Raw genomic sequence first — 15,636 nt, 5'->3', positions numbered from 1 at the left:
GCATGCGTTCGCGATCCCTCCTCGTCCTCTGCATCCTCTCGCTCTTCGGCTGCGGCGGCTCCTCCAGCGAGACGCCGTGGCCCGCGGAGCCCGAGGGGCCTGCGCTCGGTCCTGCCGGCGAGACGTCGCCCGGCGAGCTCGACGACATCCGCAGCGCCGCGCCCGACGCAGGCGGCGGGGGGCCGGGCGTCGAGCCGTGACCGCGCCCCGGCGCGCCTGGTCGTTCGCGCTCGCGACCTTCGTCGCGATGCTGGCCGTGCCGCTCCTCGTGTGGCTCGTGCTGCCGAGCCCCGGCGCGCCGCCTGCGAGACAGCCGCGCTCACGCGCCACCACGGCGGCGCTCGCGACGCCCGTGGAGACGGCGCCTGCGGGCACGACGCCCGAGCCTCGTCCGACGTCGAAGCCTGCGATCGCCAAGGCAGACGAGCCGCCGGCCGATGACGACGTGACCGGGACCGTGCTCGATTCGGATGGGCAACCGGTCCCGCGTGCGGCCGTCGGCTGCGACGATCGAAGCGCGCAGCTCACGACGACGACCGACATGGAAGGTCGTTTCCGGCTGCCCGCGGAGGCCGCGGGCTGCATGGTCGTCGCGCATCACGCGCAGCATCCGGCGTCCGAGCGCGTCCGTGTCGAGGCGGGCAAGGACAACATCGTGAAGCTCGGCGCGGGCGGCGCGATCGAGGGCGTGGTCGTCGACGAGCAAGGCGCGTCGGTGACCTCGTATCGCCTCACGATCGAGCTCTTCTTGCCGAACGCGGAGGGCGTCGACCTCGGCGTGCGGGGCCGGCCGAAGAAGGTGGAGGATCCGGCAGGCGCGTTTCGTTTGGAAAAACTCCCGCCGGGGAAGTACGTGCTCGGCGCGAGCGCGGAAGGGCATCCGCCGGGCAAGAGCGAGACCGTGGAGGTCGAGGTCGGGCAAACCGCGCGCAACGTGCGGATCGCGCTGCCGCGCGCGGCGACGCTCTCGGGCACGGTGCGCGACGAGCAGACCCGCAAGCCCATCGCGGGGGCGACGGTGCGCCTCGATGGCATGGCGGGCGGCGGAGGCTTCGACATCGCGACGCCCGTCACGACGGACGCCGAGGGCGCGTTCTCGCTCGTGGGCGTGCCGCCGGGGCCGTTCTCGGTGCGCGTGGATCACGACGGCTACAAGAGCCGCATCGTGCCGGGTTTGACCACGCGCGGCGCGTCGGTCATCCGCGAGGACATCACGCTTCGGGCGCGCGGCGACGGCGGCAGCGAGAGCGAGCTCGAGGGCATCGGCGCGATCCTCGCGCCCACGCCCGGCGGGATCGTGATCGCGTCGCTCGTCGAGAACGGGCCGGGCGCGAAGGCCGGGCTCCGGAACGCGGATCGGCTCCTCCGCATCGACGGCGTATCGGCGCTGGAGATGACGCTCCCCGACGCGATCCAGAGGCTGCGCGGGCCCTCCGGATCACGCGTCACGGTGTCGGTCGCGCGTGAGGGCGAGGGCAACGTCGACGTGACGGTGACGCGCGAGCGCATCGAGCGGTAGCGCTCGGCTGCTCGACCAATCCGCCTCGCGGCCGTGCTACATGCTCGCCCCATGGTCACCCGCAAGGCCGAGCTGCCGCCGCCGGGCGCGCCCGATGTCCTCTACATCATCGACCTGTCGGGGTACGTCTTCCGCGCCTATCACGCGATCCAGACGCCCCTGACGAGCCCCACGGGCGAGCCCACGCATGCCACCTACGGCACCGTGAGCATGCTGTCGAAGCTCGTCGACGAGCGCAAACCGGCGTTCCTCGCGGTCGCGATGGACTCACCCGGACGCACGTTCCGCGACGATCTCGACGAGCGCTACAAGGCGCATCGCCCACCGCCGCCACCCGACCTTCACGTGCAGATGGCGCGTTGCAAGGAGATCGTCGAGGCGTACCGCATCCCGATCTACATCGCCGACGGCCTCGAAGCCGACGATCTGCTCGCGGTCGCGGTCGCGCGCGCCAAGGAGCGTGGCCTCCGGGTCGTGATCGTGAGCAGCGACAAGGACCTCATGCAGCTCGTCGACGCGGACCGCGTGATGCTCTGGGACGGGCGCGACAAGGTCTACGGCCCGTCCGAGGTCGAGGAGAAGTTCGGCGTGCCGCCGACGCAGCTCCGCGATCTGCTCGCGCTCGTGGGCGACACGAGCGACAACGTGCCCGGCGTGCCCGGCGTCGGCGTGAAGACGGCCGCGGACCTCTTGAAGGAGTTCGGCACGCTCGACGCGATCTACGCGGGCCTCGATCGCGTCAAGCGCCAGAAGATCCGCGACAACCTGCGCGAGCACGAGGCCGACGCGCGCCTCTCGCAGAAGCTCGTCAGCTTGCACATGGAGGCACAAGTCGACTTCGACTTCGAAGCGCTTCGGTACGGCGGCGCGGATGTCGCGCGCCTGCGCGCCCTCTTCACGGAGCTCGGCTTCACGCGCTTCATCAAGGCCGTGCCCGCCGCGGCGCCCGTGGGCGGCAGCCGGCGCGCGATCGCGACGCGTGACGAGCTCGCCGCGTTCGCCGCGGAAGTGCAGAAGGCCGGCAAGCTCGCGATCGAGATCCACGCGACGTCGCGCGAAGCCATGCGCGCGCACATCTGCGGGCTCGCGCTCGCGTACGAGCGTGGCCAGAGCGTCTACGTGCCGCTCGGCCATCGCTACCTCGGCGTGCCCGCGCAGCTCGGCATGGCCGACGTCACCGCGATCCTCGGCCCGATCCTGAACGACCCCGCGATCGTGAAGCTCGGCCACGATCTGAAGTTCGTCGACGTCCTCCTGCGTCGCCAGGGCCTCGCGCTCCGCGGCGTCACGTTCGACACGATGCTCGCGAGTTACCTGCTCGACTCGGAGGCGTCGCACGAGCTCGCCGACGTGGCCGAGCGTGACGCGGGCGTGAAGATGCAGCCGTTCGAAGAGCTCGCGCCGAAGAAGCGCGGGCAAGCGCAACGCGCGCTCGACGACGTCGAGATCGAGCTGGCGACGGGCTACGCCGCGGCCTTCCCCGAGGTGGTCCTCACGCTCGTCGATCAGCAGACGCCGCGGCTCGAGGCTGCGCACCTGACGGACCTCTTCACGAAGATCGAGCTGCCCCTCGCGTCGGTGCTCGCGCAGATGGAGTACACGGGCGTGCTCGTCGATCCGAAGGCGCTCGCGTCGCTCGGCGAGGAGATGGCGAAGGAGCTCGCGGTCCTCGAAAAACGCGCGCACGACGCGGCCGGCAAGGAGTGGAACCTCGCGTCGCCGCGACAGCTCGAGACGATCCTCTTCGACGAGCTGAAGCTACGCAGCCTGCGCAAGACGAAGACCGGCCGCTCGACGGACGCGGACGTGCTCGAGCAGCTCTCCGAGGATCACCCGCTGCCGGGCATCGTGCTCGAACACCGCGCGATCGCGAAGCTCAAGGGCACGTACGTCGACGCGCTGCCGAAGCTCGTGCACCCGGAGACCGGGCGCATCCACACGCGCTGGAGCCAGGCCGTCGCGGCGACGGGCCGGCTCTCGTCGCAGGATCCGAACCTGCAGAACATCCCGATCCGGACCGAGCTCGGCCGCCTCATCCGGCGCGCGTTCGTGGCGCCGCCGGGGTTCGTCGTGCTCAGCGCCGACTACTCGCAGATCGAGCTTCGCGTGCTCGCGCATCTGTCGAAGGATCCGGTGCTCGTCGACGCGTTCCGCACGGGGCAGGACGTGCACACGCGCACGGCGATGGAGATCTTCGGCGTCGAAGCATCGGAGGTGACGGCCGAGATGCGCGGGCGGAGCAAGACCATCAACTTCGGGGTGATCTACGGCATGGGCGAGGCTGCACTCGCGAGGCGGCTCGACATCCCGCGCGTCGACGCCGCGCGTTTCATCGACGCGTATTTCCAGCGCTACCGCGGCGTGCACGAGTTCATGGAGCGCACGATGACGGAGGCGCGGCACACGCAGGTCGTCCAGACGATGCTCGGTCGCCGGCGCATGGTGCCGGACGTGCACAGCTCGGATCGCGGCCGGCGCGCCTACGCCGAGCGCATCGCGCAGAACACGCCGATCCAGGGTTCGAGCGCGGATCTGCTCAAGCTCGCGATGGTTCGTCTCGGCGAACCCGTCGTGCCGGGCGCGCGTATGGTGCTGACGGTGCACGACGAGCTCACGTTCGAGGTGCCCGCGGATCGCGTGGAGGAAGCGAAGGAGAAGGTGCGCGAGGTGATGGAGACGGTGTTCCCGCTCGACGTGCCTCTCGTGGTGAACGTTGGCGCCGGCCCGACCTGGGCCGACGCGCACTAAACGCAACACCTCACCCCTTGCCCCTTTCCCTCACGGGAGAGGGGCGGGGTGGCGGGTGATTTGGGGCGACAAAATGCAACAAACCGCCGCACGCCTCGAATCTTCGAGGTGTGTAGCGGTCCGATGCGTGCTCGGCCGAGGCCGAGGATCAGCTACGGGTCTAGGCGACCTTGCCGGCCTTGTGCAGCGCGCGGGCGAGGCGACCCTGCAGGCGCGAGGCGCGCTTGCGGGGGATCGTGCCCTTGTGCGCGGCGCTGTCGAGCGCGCCGATGGCCTCACGAACGGTCTTCGTCGCGTCCGCGGGCGTGGCCGTGATGGTCGTACGCGCCTTCTTCAGCTCGGTGCGGAGGGCGGACTTGGCGGCGCGGTTACGAGCCGTCCTCTTGATGCGCTGGCGGTTGCGCTTCTCGGCAGATGCGTGATTGGCCATGGAGCAAATCCCTACTTCTTCGCTGCCGCGCTCGCCGTGCGGGGGGCATCGGGCGCGTTCGGGTCGTAACCCTCGAGGTGGATCGGAAACTTCGGCGTGCCGTGGGCGCGGAGCTCGCGCTTGCGGGCGGTGCCTGCGCGCCGCGACTTCCGCTTGCGGATGCGGCTGCTTTGCTGCGTTGCGGAGACCATGGGGGGGCGGAGTCTATTCGGAGGGTCCCGCCTGTCAAGGCAAGACACACGTTTTCCGCACGATCCGTCGCGCCGGCCGAACCTCGTGGGCCCGAGCCCGGCCGGCGCGCTACGGCCGTTCAGGGCCGGATCGTCACGCCGACGGTGAACGAGGGCTTCGAGAACGCGCCGACGTTCGCGCCCTTCAGCGCAGACTTGACGCACCCGCTCTGCCCGTTGCTCGCGGCCCAGCCCGTCACGCTGACGTTCGTCACGGTGCCGCCCGACGAGAACGTGATCTGCGCGCGCGACACGTCGTCTGCGCCCGCGACGCATGCCTTCGCGCCCGGCATCACCGCGCCGACGGCGCTCGCGACCGAGCCCTGCGACGGCTGCTCCGGGATCGTCTGGTTGCCGCCCTTGTTGCCGCCCGCCGCGGGGACCATCTCGCCCGTGCCGTCATTTTTCTCGGTCGAACCACCGACGGCCTGCGCCATCGCGCCCGCGAGATCGCCGGGCTTCGCGCCGATCGTCGGGGCCGGACCGGCAGGCGCAGCCGGCGCCTGCTGCGCTTCCGCGCCGCCCGCAGGCGGCGTGGCCGCAGCGACCTTCGGATCGGCCACAGGGCCGCCGCCCGTCGGCTGCGCGGCCTTCTGCGCATCCGCCGAGGGCTCCGTCGGCAGCGAGTCCACCGACAAACCCGTCGACGCCGGCGGCGGCGCCTCGGCGATCTTCTGCTCGACCGGCTTCGGCGCCTCGGCCGCGACCTGGGGTTTTTCCTGCCCGACGTTCGCCGTGGTCGTGTTCTCCTTCGGCGCCTGCCCACGCATCACGATCGCGACGCCCGCGGCGATGCCGACGACCGCGACGAGGATGCCCCACGTCGCGCCGCTGCCCTTCTTCTCGGCCTTCTTCTCGCGCGCCTCGGCGAGGTTCTTCACGTTGCCCGCGCTCGCCGCGGCGACCTTCTCGTCGCCCTCGAACGCGAGGTCGTGCGTCGCGGGCTTCGCCTTCTCGGCTGCCGCGATCTGCTCGGCCGTCGCCGTCTTGTTGATGGCGTTGAGGTCGACGACGCCCGAGTCTTCCTTGCTGCCCGTCTCCGAGAGCCTGGGCGGCGGCGCGGAGGGCAGCGGCGTGCGCGAGACGGGCGGAGGCGGCGCCTCCGACGGCGGCTTGCTGATGGATGCCGGCGGGATCGAGCTCGGCCCCGGGATGCTCGCGCGCGACGCACCCGCTTGGCTGGCACGCGCGGCAAGCTCCTTCAGCGAAGGACGCTTGGAGGCCGCAGCGCTCATGGGCATGCTCTCCGGGGGCTTGGCCGAAGACCCGGAGTTCGAATCCTGCTGAGACATCGTTCTTTCTCCTGAAAGGACAGGCCGCGCGGGGCCGTCCGAAGCTACCAAGCGTTCTGCTTCTCCCGCCTCGGGCGAGAGTGAAGGCGGTGCGAAGAGCGCCGTGAGAAGCGCGTCATCCGCGGGCGGAGCGGCCTGCGCAGCCGCGACGATCGAGGCCGCTCGTTCCTCCCAAGCCGCATCATCCATGTGCGGCGCAGGCCAGGAACCGAGGAGCGTGTCGACCTTGGAACCGAGATCGGTCTTGTCGGTCTTGTCTTGGGGGCTCATGCCGCGTCCCCTCCAAACCCTTGCTTTTCGAGGTGCTCGCGCAGCTTGCGCCGCGCTTCGTGCACGCGCCAGGCGACCGTGCCCTCGGGACAATCGAGCACCCGCGCGGCCTCTTCGTGGCCCATGCCGTCGATGCACACGAGGACCAGCGTGGTCCGGAGCGTGTCCGACAGCTTGTCGATGCCCTCGCACAGCGCCTTCGTGAGCTGACGCTCCTGCGCGATCCGCGCCGGATCCGAGCCATGCGACGAGCGATGCTCCGCGAGGAGCGGCTCGATGCGCGGATCGTCCGCGGGCACCGCGTCGCGCTTCGGCTTGCGAGCGCGGATGGTGTTGAGCGAGAGGTTGACGGCGATGCGATAGAGCCAGGTGAACGGCTCGCTGCGACCGTCGAAGCGGTCGAGCGCCTGGTAGGCTCGGACGAAGGTCTCCTGCGTCACGTCCTCGGCCTCCGCGCCCGTACGCACGAGGTGGAACGCGAGGCGGAAAATGCGCCGCTGGTAACGCTGCACGAGCGTCCCGAACGCTTGCGCGTTCCCGGCGCGTGCCTGCTCCACGAGCTCACGATCCGTCGGTTTGCCCATCTTGGAAGGCTCGCTGGTGCGTGAAACGAAGGGAGGGCGCCCTGGGCGGGTCCCGCCACGGTCGGACCACGGACGAGATCCGTGAGTCCGACGAGGAGCGCGAAGGTGCGATGTGCCCGAGGCCCGTGACCGGGAGCGAGGGATCGCCGGGAGGCAAGGCCCACGGGCCGTGCCCCCGACGGTCTCCCCGATGAGCGCCCCGAGCCACGTTCAGGCGCGCGAACATAACCGAACATGGCCGGTTGGACAAAGCAACGCGCCGTTGCTTGGGACGAGGTTGTCGGCGGGGCGCCTGGAAGTTGCTACCCCAGGCGGGCGCGCGTCACGAACGGGGGCCCCTCGCCCGGGTCCGGGCCCCTGTAGGCCGGGCCGTGATCCAGGCCGCGGGCTGCTATGGTCGGAGCATGCGCATGTCCGCTCCCCGATGGCTCCGGACCGCCGGACTCGTGCTCGCCGCTTTCGCCGGCGGCGCCGTGACGAGCCAGGTCGTACACGCGAGGAACCAGGCGAGTAGCCCGTACGACCCCTTCGACCAGCTCTCCTGGGTGCTCGTGCTGGTCGAGAACCACTACGTCGATCCAGCGCAGCGAAATAAAATCGTCGAGGGTGCGATCAAAGGGATGGTCGCCGAGCTCGATCCCCACTCGGCGTACATGACCCCCGAGGAGTACACGCTCTTCCAGAGCGACACCGAAGGGAAATTCGGCGGCATCGGCGTCGAGGTCGACTTCCGCGACGAGCGCGTGATGGTGCTCGCGCCGATGGAGGGTTCGCCTGCCGCGCGGGCCGGCGTGAAGCCCGGCGACGAGATCGTGGCGATCGAGGGCAAACCCGTGCGCGGCGAGCGGCTCGAGAAGATCATCGGGCTGATGCGCGGTCCCGCAGGTTCGCGCGTGCGGCTCACGCTGCGTCGGCAAGGTGTGTCGGAGGCGATCCAGCTCGACCTCGCGCGCGAGGAGATCCACGTGGCGAGCGTGGTGGGCAAGCGGCTCGACAGCGACGTGGCGTATCTGAAGCTGCGGCAATTCCAGGCCGGGACACACGAGGAGCTCTTGCGCGTGACGAAGAAGCTGCGCGAGGAGAGCGCGCGGCCGCTGCGCGGCGTGCTGCTCGACATGCGCAACAATCCGGGCGGGCTCGTCGACGAGGCCGAGGCCATCGCCGACGAGATGCTCGACACGGGCGTCATCTACACGACGCGGCATCGTGGCAAGGTGATCGACGAGGTGAAGGCGAGCGGCGGCGGCGCGCTCGCGAATCTGCCGATCGTGACGCTCGTGAACGAGTACTCCGCGAGCTCGGCCGAGCTCGTGGCAGGCGCGCTGCAGGACAATCGGCGCGCGTCGGTGATCGGATCGTCGACGTTCGGCAAGGGGAGCGTGCAGACGATCTTCGATCTGCCAGGCGGCGCCGGGATGCGGCTGACGACGATGCGGTACTACACGCCGAGCGGTCGATCGATCCAGGCGCAAGGGATCCAGCCCGACGTGCGCGTCGAGGCGAGTCGGCCGCTGCAACCAGGCGAGGTGGTGCGCGAGAGTGATCTCGACGGGCATCTGCCCGCGGAAGCAGGAGGCGGGACCGCGAACACGAACGTGGCGCGAGGGCCGATCGTGCGGGCCACCGCGGACGATACGGGGCCCGCGCGCGACGTGCCGACGGACCCGACGAAGGGATCCGATTTCGTGCTGGCGACAGGCTACAAGATGCTGATCGAGCGGCTCGGCGCAGCGCCGCGTTAGGCGGGCAGAGCGGCGGCGCGGCCCGCGCGCAAGCCCGAGGCGACGGCCTCGAGGAGGGTGCGCGGGCGAGCCGCGACAGCGTCGCCCGCGACGAAGATGCCGGGAGCGGCGCGGCCGCCGGGCGCATGCACGCCGACAGCTTCGAGCGCGGAAGGCGCGGCGTCCTTGGGCCACGCGGTCTGATCGAGCTCGGGGCCATGCATGGAGGCGACGACGTCGAGCGGGCCTCGGCCGAGCGCGAGCGCGACGGGCGCGTCGATGGAGAGCGCGAAGGGGATGGCGCCACGCGCGGGGAGATCTTCGCCGGCTCCATGCTCGGGCGGGTCGTAGACGATGCCGCCGCCGGCGACGCCGCCCATCGCGATCACGGCCGCGTCGACCGCGATCTTCGCGGTGTCGCGGGCGCGCGTGAGGAGGAGCCGATCACCTTCGCGGACGAGCGACACGGCGCGATCGACGATGCGTTTCACGCCGAGCGCGTCGAGGAGTTTTTTCTGTGCAGCCTCGAAGCGCAGGCCCGCGGCAGAGCCCACGCCGACGAGCGCTTCGCCGACGGGAACGCCGATCCGCTCGGAGAGCTCCGCCGCGCGTGCCGCGCGCGCGCCGAGCCAGGAGCCGAGCAGCACGGCGGAGGCGGGTTCGTCCGGATGAACCCGCGCGTCGACCGTGATCGCTTCGCGCAGGCGTTCGCCGAGCCAGGCGATCCGCGCCGGATCGTCGTGCCGCGCCGCGAGGTCGCCGTCGGAGATACGCGCCTCGTCGGCGAAGCGCAGGACGGGCGCGTCGATGGCCTCGAAGCGCAGGCCCGTGCGGCGCGCGAGCGGGTCGTCGGAGAGCGTCGCGGCGATCGCGTCGGCATCCCAGCCGGCACGCGGGGCGCGAGGCAGGAGCACACGTTTGCCATGGAGCGCGCCGAGATCGAGCAAGCCCTTGTCGCGACCACGCGCCGGGCGCAGGCGGCCCGCGATCGTCGCGACGAACGGCGGCGGCGCCCGATCCGGGAGGTCCCAGATGCCGAGCGCGTTCGAGAACGCGGCGACCTCCGCGGGCAACGCGTGGAGCTCGATGGCGCTGCCGAGAACGCGCGCGGCGTGGATACGTTCTTCCCAGGGGACGTCGTCGACGGCGCCTCCGCCGAGCGAGCTCGCGCCCGCGCCGGCCGAGACGAGGACGACGTCGGCGCCGCTGTTTCGCGCGGCAAACACGGCCGAGAGGCCGGCGGCGCCCGCGCCGAGGATGAGGACGCGGCGGCTCACGCGGCCTCGCCTTCGTCGAGGTCGCGCACGTCGACGCCGAGCTCGGCGCGGACCGCAGCGATCGCCAGCGCTTCCTGCTGCGCTTGCTCGGGCCCGAGCGCGACGGCTCGCGTCTGCGCCTGGCGCGCGAGGAAACGTGCTGCTTGCTGGAGGCCCTCGCGCGGCGAGAGTTCGAGCTCCTGCGCCACGATCTGCCCGCATCGCGCGGCGCATCGCATGCCGCCGCACGCGCCGAGGCCGAGGCGTGTCCTGCGCGAAACATCCGAGACCGAACGGGCCCACTCGGTCCGCACGACGTGTCGGACCTCGGCCTCGATCACCGGCTCGCACGCGCAGACGATCGCCGCCTCGCGCGGACGTTCTTGCACGCGCTCGGCGATGTGGAGCGAGCGCGAGCCGTGACGGAACACGAGTCGTCGCGCCGCGACCGGATCGATCTCCATGCGCGCGGCGAGCTCGATCGCGTCGACGGGTTTGTCGCCGCCCGGCAGCGGGCGCTCGTGTGTGGCGCAACGCGCGCCGATGTCGAAACGCGCCGCGAGGATGTCGGTCATCTCCTCGGCGAAGATGCGGTAGCTCGCGAGCTTGCCGCCGATCATCGAGTAGACGCCCGGCGCGTCGTGCGCGGCGTGGTCGATGATCTGGTGCTCGCGCGAGAGCCGATCCTCGTGCGGGCCGTACGCGTAGAGCGTGGGCCGCACGCCGGCGTAGGTGCCGATCGCGCGCGCCGTGTGGATCTGCGGGAAGACACGCGCGACGCCTTGCACGAGGTAGCGCACCTCTTCGCTCGTCGCGCGGACCTCGTCGAGGTCGCCGTAAAAGTCGTCGTCCGTCGTGCCGACGATCGTCATGTTCTGCCAGGGCGCGACGAAGATCTGGCGGTCGTCGATGGTCTGCGCGGCGACGGCGTAGTTCAAGAGCCGCCGGTCGTAGACGATGTGGATGCCCTTGCCGGGGCGGACGCGCGCGCGCGCGGGCGCGATGCGGCCGAGGGATGCCGTGATCGGGGCCCACGCGCCCGTCGCGTTGATGACCGTGCCCGTGCGCAGCTTGCCCGTCTTGCCCGTGCGGCGGTCGCGGTAGTGCACGGCGACGACCTCGCCCGTGTCCTCGCGCCGCTCGATGCGCTCCATCGTGCAGCCGACGAGGATGCGCGCGCCGCGCTCGCCCGCGTCGACGGCGTTCGCCGCGCAGAGCCGGGCGCCATCGATGCCCCACTCGTCGAAGCTGATGCCGCCGACGATGTTGCCGCGCAGGCCCGGCTCGAGCGTTTGCATCTCCTCGGCCGTGAGCATCGCGTGCTTCTTGCCGCGTTTGAGCGGCTGGTAGCGGTCGTACGCCTCGAAGAAGGCGTCGATGAGGGCGAACATGATCTTCGCGCGGCCCTTGTTCTCGACGGGCATCAAGAACGGGACGCGGTGGAGCATGTGCGGCGCGATGCGCTGGATGTAGCCCGAGTCCCGGCACGAGGTCGCCGTCACGTTCGGGTCGTTCAGCATGTACCGCGGGCCGCCGTGGATGAGGCCGCTGTTGTTGCCGCTCGCGCCGAACGCGAGGTCGTTGCGCTCGAGCAGCGCGACCCGCAGGCCGCGCATCGACGCGTCGCGAGCGACGCCCGTCCCGTTCACGCCGCCGCCGATGACGACGATGTCGACGTCGTGGTCGGATCGTCGAGGTTCTACCTTTCCGGAACTGTTGACGGGACGCGGCATGGTGCGCGTCATAGCACGCCGCGGCGAGGGTCGCAGAGGCGCGCGGGTGGGCTCGCTCGGCCCGGGGACTAGCCCTTGATCCGGATCGCCCAGGTGAGCTTGGCCAGGCTCTTGAGGACGTTCGGCACGCGCTTGGCGAGGTTGATCGAAGGGGGACGCTTTTCCTTCACGCGGACAGGGATCTCCTGGATCGACAGGCCCGCGCGGTAGGCGCGGATGACGAACTCGCTCGCGAAGACGTCCTTCTCGACCACGCACGCGCGTGCGATCGGCAGGAGCGTTCGCCGCGTGAACGCCTTGAGCCCGTGTGTGTCCGTGCCCTGGAAGCCGAGCGTCACGCGGAGCAGGCCGTTGTAGAAAATGCTGGCCGCGTGGCGGGCGAGCGGGCGTTCGTCGGCCGAGCCGTCGAGGAGTTTTGAGCCGATCACCATGTCCACCCCGCGGTCCGATTCGAGCAGCTCGACCGCGCGCTTGTGGAAATCGGCGTCGCAGAGGTCGATCTCGTCGCAGATGATGAGCTCGCCGCGCGCCTCCTCGACGATGCCGCGCCGGAGAGCGCCGCCGTAGTTCGGCTCGCCGAACGAGAAGAAGCGGACCTCGGGGTATTTGGCGGCGAGCTCGGCTGCGATCTCGACCGTGCGGTCGCGCGAGCCATTCTCGGCGAGGACGATCTCGTAGGACCAACCGAAGGGGCGCAGCCGCTCGCGCAGGTCGACGACCGCGGCGTGCAGAATGGCCTCCTCGTTGTAGACCGGGATGACGATCGATATCCGGGGATCCATCGGGCTCACGGCTCCTTCGCCGCGCTTTCGCCGAGCGTGGAGACCGCCTTCGCCGCGGCGTCACGGCCGAAACGCAAGGCGTCCTCCATCGACGAGTAATTCCATCCGCCGTAGCGGCCCGCGGTCACGATGCCGTTCCGTTCGAGGAACGGCAAGACGACCTCGAGCGATTCGAAATACGCATGATCGAAGATCACGTACGCATGGTCGATGCGGCGCACCCGCGCGAAGCGGATCTGCTTCGGCGAATCGATGAGCCGCATCTCCGTGAGGCCCTCGGCGACGCGGGGCAAAAGCGAAGGGAGGTCGGGCTCGCTGCGGTCCGCGAGCTCGACGTAGAGGCTCGCTTTGCCTGGCGGGGCCATTGCCGCGGAAAAGTTCGAGTAACAGCCGACCCGGTAAAACGGATACTTTTCCTCGGGCACGTAGACCCAGTGGAGCGGCTCGCCACAAGGGCCGTCGAGCGCGATGTCGAGGTAATGGAGGTGCGTGCAGCGCAGGCGCCGCGCCGCTTCCACGACGTTCGCCGGCGCGCCGGCGAGGCGCTCGACGAGCACGGGGAGCGGCGCCGTGGAGACGAGCACGTCGTACGGGACGGTCTCGTCCTCGAAATGCAGCTCGCGCGCCTCGAAATCGATCGAGGCAGGCGCACGACCGAGCTCGATCCGCGCAGGCAGGCTCTTCGCCATGCCCTCCGCGAGCTTGCCGATGCCGAGCCGCGGATAGACGAACCGCGCATTGTACCCGAGCTCCCGGTCGTTCAGGCCCACGGCGCCCGCGAGCACGTCTTCGAGCTTGGGCAAGGGTACGAACCGCGAGCACCACGCGGCCGTGATCTCCCGCGGCGAGACGCCCCAGAGCCGCGTGTTGTAGGGGATCATGAAGTGCTTGCTGATCCCCTCGCCGAAATGCTGGAGGCAGAACTCCTCGAAGTTCTTCGGCGTGGGTTTGTCGGGGTTGTGGTACGCCCGGACGAACCCGTGCAGGCACTCGTAGGCGACCTCGGGCGGCAGGCCGAAGGTGTTCGCCTGGAAGGGATATCGCGTGTAGGTGCCGTGCGACCAGATGCGCGAGCGGCGATCGACCTCGACCCAGTCGTCGCCGATCCAGCCGAGCGCGAGCGCGCGCAGATCCGCGTCGCGCAGGTGCAGGAGATGGCCCGTCCGATCGAAGCGGTAACCCTCGTCCTCCAGGGTGATCGCATGCCCGCCCGGCCGGCCGAGCCGCTCGAAGATGCGATGCGAGGCGCCCGCACGGCCGAGGTGGAACGACGCCGACATGCCAGTCAGGCCAGCGCCCAGGATCGCGACGGGGGTGCGGGGAGAACGAATCATCCGGTCGAGTCGGAAATCCCCGCGGCCGTGCGCAGGGAGCGCCGGACTCTAGCAGGCCTTCGCCGGGCCGGGAGAGACGTTCCGCACGATCCGACTAGCGCCGCCGCAAGACGCGACCGCGCGGCCGGTCGAGGCGCGTGACGCCGCGATCCACGACGACATGGCCGCCGAGGACGACCTTGTCGATGCCGACGGGCGGCGCGTTCGGGCCGCCTTCGCCGACGCGCTGAGGATCGAAGAGCACGAGGTCGGCCGCGTAGCCGGGCGCGAGGCGGCCGATGCCGGGCAGGCCGATACGCTCGGCAGGGAAGGAGGTCATGCGGCGGACGGCCTCTTCGAGCGAGAAGAGGCGGAGATCGCGGCTGTAACGGCCGAGCACGCGCGGGAACGTGCCGAAGGAGGCTGGGTTGTGGAAGCGGCCGCGGCGCGTGAGGATCGCGTCGGTCTCGAAGGCGCAGAGCCTGTGCGAGAGGACGGCGCGGAGCGGGTCTTCCTGCGTGTCGTCGCCGGAGTAGGTGCCGATGAGCACGCGCGCCGCGCCCGAGCTTTCCCGCGAGACGTGGACGTACGCGTCGAAGGGCGAGACGCCGAGGCGGCGCGCGATCGCGGCGATGTCGAGGCCTTCGAGCGGTTCGAGCGAGGCGATGCCGCCGCCCCAGGTGACCGTGATGTCGGACCAGTCGAGACCGAGCGCGAGGCGGAACATCGTGAACTCGCGGCGCAGGCGCGCGAGGACCTTGGGGTCGCGGATGCGCTCCTCGAAATGGTCGAGCACCCACGCAGGCAGGATCGCGTTGATGGTCGTGTTGCCGACGGTGTACGGGAACGCGTCGAACGCGACGTCGACGCCGGATGCGACGGCCTCCTCGATGCGCCGGAGCACCGTGGGGTAGGTGCGCCAGGTGCGGCGGCCGATGAAGATCTGATGCGAGAGCTGGAGGCGCGCGCCGCCACGTTTCGCCGCCGTGACGAGCTCGTCGACGGAGCGAACGTTGTGCGGCGCGCCGAGGAGCATCGGCTTGTAGAAGGGCGAGATCCACACGTAGGCGCGGCCGTGCACCGTGAAGATCGCGCCTTCTTCGGCGACGACGCTGGAGAGCGAGGCGAGCTCGTCCGACTGCGCGAAGACGCCCGGCTTGTAGGCGAGGCCCGCGGAGAGGCCGAAGGCGCCTTCACGGAGCGAATCCCGCGTCGCGCGACGGAGCGCATCGAGCTCGTCCGCCGTCGGCGCGCGCGGCGCGTTGCCCATGACCGATTGACGGATCGTCCCGTGCCCCGCGAGGAACGCCACGTTGAAGGCCACGCCGCGCGCCTCGATGGCGTCGAGCATCTCGGCGGTCGAGCGCCACGTGTAGGGGAAGGCGCGGTCGCGCAGGATCTCCGAGGATGCGTCGGTGAGGCGCGTGGACTCTTCGTTGACCGGCGCGAGCGAGTGGCCGCAGTTGCCGACGACGAGCGAGGTCACGCCCTGCCGCAACATCGGCGCGAGGATGTCGCCGTGATCTTCGAGCGGGAGCAGCCAGTCGGCGTGCGAGTGGATGTCCACGAAGCCGGGCGCGACCACGAGGCCGCGGGCGTCGAGCGTCTCCTTGCCCGTGATTGCGCCCGGGACCGTCAGCGCCGCGACGTGTCCTTCCTTGACGCCGACGTCCGCCGCGAAGCGTGGCCTGCCCGTGCCGTCGATGACGTCACCGCCGCGCACCACGAGGTCGAATTCGTCGGTCATCCTGGGCAGGG

The 15,636-nt window shown here is 70.6% G+C and carries 13 protein-coding genes; 4 read left to right on the top strand and 9 right to left on the bottom strand.

Going from position 1 to position 15,636, the window contains the following annotated elements; genetic code table 11:
- The first annotated feature begins 2 nt into the window (after nt 1-2).
- From QHF84_RS10770 to polA, 3 genes are read left to right on the top strand one after another with little or no spacing between them, the layout of a single operon-like run.
- On the top strand, nt 3-200 hold the full coding sequence (locus QHF84_RS10770) for a hypothetical protein (RefSeq protein WP_281313141.1): 198 nt from the start codon (nt 3-5) through the stop codon (nt 198-200).
- Nucleotides 197-1,519, top strand: coding sequence for a carboxypeptidase regulatory-like domain-containing protein (locus QHF84_RS10765; protein WP_281313140.1), 1,323 nt, complete (start codon nt 197-199; stop codon nt 1,517-1,519). Before QHF84_RS10770 ends, QHF84_RS10765 begins: the two co-directional genes overlap by 4 nt.
- A 51-nt stretch (nt 1,520-1,570) precedes the next feature.
- Nucleotides 1,571-4,267 (top strand): DNA polymerase I, encoded by a 2,697-nt coding sequence (gene polA, locus QHF84_RS10760; protein ID WP_281313139.1) that lies wholly within the window; start codon nt 1,571-1,573, stop codon nt 4,265-4,267.
- Between the two features lie 160 nt (nt 4,268-4,427).
- On the opposite strand, the gene rpsT is transcribed toward polA, so the two are convergent.
- The 4 genes from rpsT to QHF84_RS10740 all read right to left on the bottom strand — a co-directional run bounded on the left by rpsT (nt 4,428) and on the right by QHF84_RS10740 (nt 7,073).
- Complete coding sequence (rpsT, locus tag QHF84_RS10755) at nt 4,428-4,697, bottom strand: 30S ribosomal protein S20 (RefSeq protein ID WP_281313138.1); 270 nt, start codon at nt 4,695-4,697, stop codon at nt 4,428-4,430.
- 11 nt (nt 4,698-4,708) lie between these two features.
- Nucleotides 4,709-4,888 carry a hypothetical protein gene (locus QHF84_RS10750; protein ID WP_281313137.1) on the bottom strand — a complete coding sequence of 60 codons (180 nt, stop codon included), beginning with the start codon at nt 4,886-4,888 and terminating at the stop codon, nt 4,709-4,711.
- Between the two features lie 119 nt (nt 4,889-5,007).
- Entirely contained in the window at nt 5,008-6,489 is a 1,482-nt protein-coding gene (locus QHF84_RS10745; protein ID WP_281313136.1) for a hypothetical protein, read from the bottom strand.
- Nucleotides 6,486-7,073 carry a sigma-70 family RNA polymerase sigma factor gene (locus QHF84_RS10740; RefSeq protein WP_153821614.1) on the bottom strand — a complete coding sequence of 196 codons (588 nt, stop codon included), beginning with the start codon at nt 7,071-7,073 and terminating at the stop codon, nt 6,486-6,488. Before QHF84_RS10740 ends, QHF84_RS10745 begins: the two co-directional genes overlap by 4 nt.
- A 410-nt stretch (nt 7,074-7,483) precedes the next feature.
- On the opposite strand from QHF84_RS10740, the gene QHF84_RS10735 reads away from it, so the two are divergent.
- On the top strand, nt 7,484-8,815 hold the full coding sequence (locus QHF84_RS10735; protein WP_281313135.1) for a S41 family peptidase: 1,332 nt from the start codon (nt 7,484-7,486) through the stop codon (nt 8,813-8,815).
- Here the strand turns inward: QHF84_RS10735 and QHF84_RS10730 are convergent.
- The 5 genes from QHF84_RS10730 to QHF84_RS10710 form a co-directional block, all read right to left on the bottom strand.
- Nucleotides 8,812-10,071 carry a hypothetical protein gene (locus tag QHF84_RS10730; RefSeq protein WP_281313134.1) on the bottom strand — a complete coding sequence of 420 codons (1,260 nt, stop codon included), beginning with the start codon at nt 10,069-10,071 and terminating at the stop codon, nt 8,812-8,814. The genes QHF84_RS10735 and QHF84_RS10730 overlap by 4 nt on opposite strands.
- Nucleotides 10,068-11,783 (bottom strand): glycerol-3-phosphate dehydrogenase/oxidase, encoded by a 1,716-nt coding sequence (locus tag QHF84_RS10725; protein WP_281313133.1) that lies wholly within the window; start codon nt 11,781-11,783, stop codon nt 10,068-10,070. The genes QHF84_RS10730 and QHF84_RS10725 overlap by 4 nt, the downstream gene beginning before the upstream one ends.
- 68 nt (nt 11,784-11,851) lie before the next feature.
- On the bottom strand, nt 11,852-12,565 hold the full coding sequence (locus tag QHF84_RS10720) for a glycosyltransferase family 2 protein (protein WP_281313132.1): 714 nt from the start codon (nt 12,563-12,565) through the stop codon (nt 11,852-11,854).
- Between the two features lie 5 nt (nt 12,566-12,570).
- A complete protein-coding gene (locus QHF84_RS10715; RefSeq protein WP_281313131.1) occupies nt 12,571-13,899 on the bottom strand; it encodes an FAD-dependent oxidoreductase in 1,329 nt (442 codons plus the stop codon).
- A 94-nt stretch (nt 13,900-13,993) separates the two neighbouring features.
- On the bottom strand, nt 13,994-15,625 hold the full coding sequence (locus tag QHF84_RS10710; protein ID WP_281313130.1) for an amidohydrolase family protein: 1,632 nt from the start codon (nt 15,623-15,625) through the stop codon (nt 13,994-13,996).
- Nucleotides 15,626-15,636: the final 11 nt, after the last annotated feature.

Source organism: Polyangium sp. y55x31, assembly GCF_029946505.1.
In the GTDB taxonomy this organism is placed as follows: domain Bacteria; phylum Myxococcota_A; class Polyangia; order Polyangiales; family Polyangiaceae; genus Polyangium.
This window is presented reverse-complemented; position numbering and strand designations above follow the sequence as displayed.

What these genes read in the sequence shown, in the direction of transcription:
- QHF84_RS10770 (WP_281313141.1), top strand. Translation starts at nt 3, where the DNA reads ATGCGTTCGCGATCCCTCCTCGTCCTCTGCATCCTCTCGCTCTTCGGC.
- polA (WP_281313139.1), top strand. Translation starts at nt 1,571, where the DNA reads ATGGTCACCCGCAAGGCCGAGCTGCCGCCGCCGGGCGCGCCCGATGTC.
- rpsT (WP_281313138.1), bottom strand. Translation starts at nt 4,697, where the DNA reads ATGGCCAATCACGCATCTGCCGAGAAGCGCAACCGCCAGCGCATCAAG.
- QHF84_RS10750 (WP_281313137.1), bottom strand. Translation starts at nt 4,888, where the DNA reads ATGGTCTCCGCAACGCAGCAAAGCAGCCGCATCCGCAAGCGGAAGTCG.
- QHF84_RS10745 (WP_281313136.1), bottom strand. Translation starts at nt 6,489, where the DNA reads ATGAGCCCCCAAGACAAGACCGACAAGACCGATCTCGGTTCCAAGGTC.
- QHF84_RS10740 (WP_153821614.1), bottom strand. Translation starts at nt 7,073, where the DNA reads ATGGGCAAACCGACGGATCGTGAGCTCGTGGAGCAGGCACGCGCCGGG.
- QHF84_RS10735 (WP_281313135.1), top strand. Translation starts at nt 7,484, where the DNA reads ATGTCCGCTCCCCGATGGCTCCGGACCGCCGGACTCGTGCTCGCCGCT.
- QHF84_RS10725 (WP_281313133.1), bottom strand. Translation starts at nt 11,783, where the DNA reads ATGCCGCGTCCCGTCAACAGTTCCGGAAAGGTAGAACCTCGACGATCC.
- QHF84_RS10720 (WP_281313132.1), bottom strand. Translation starts at nt 12,565, where the DNA reads ATGGATCCCCGGATATCGATCGTCATCCCGGTCTACAACGAGGAGGCC.
- QHF84_RS10715 (WP_281313131.1), bottom strand. Translation starts at nt 13,899, where the DNA reads ATGATTCGTTCTCCCCGCACCCCCGTCGCGATCCTGGGCGCTGGCCTG.
- QHF84_RS10710 (WP_281313130.1), bottom strand. Translation starts at nt 15,625, where the DNA reads ATGACCGACGAATTCGACCTCGTGGTGCGCGGCGGTGACGTCATCGAC.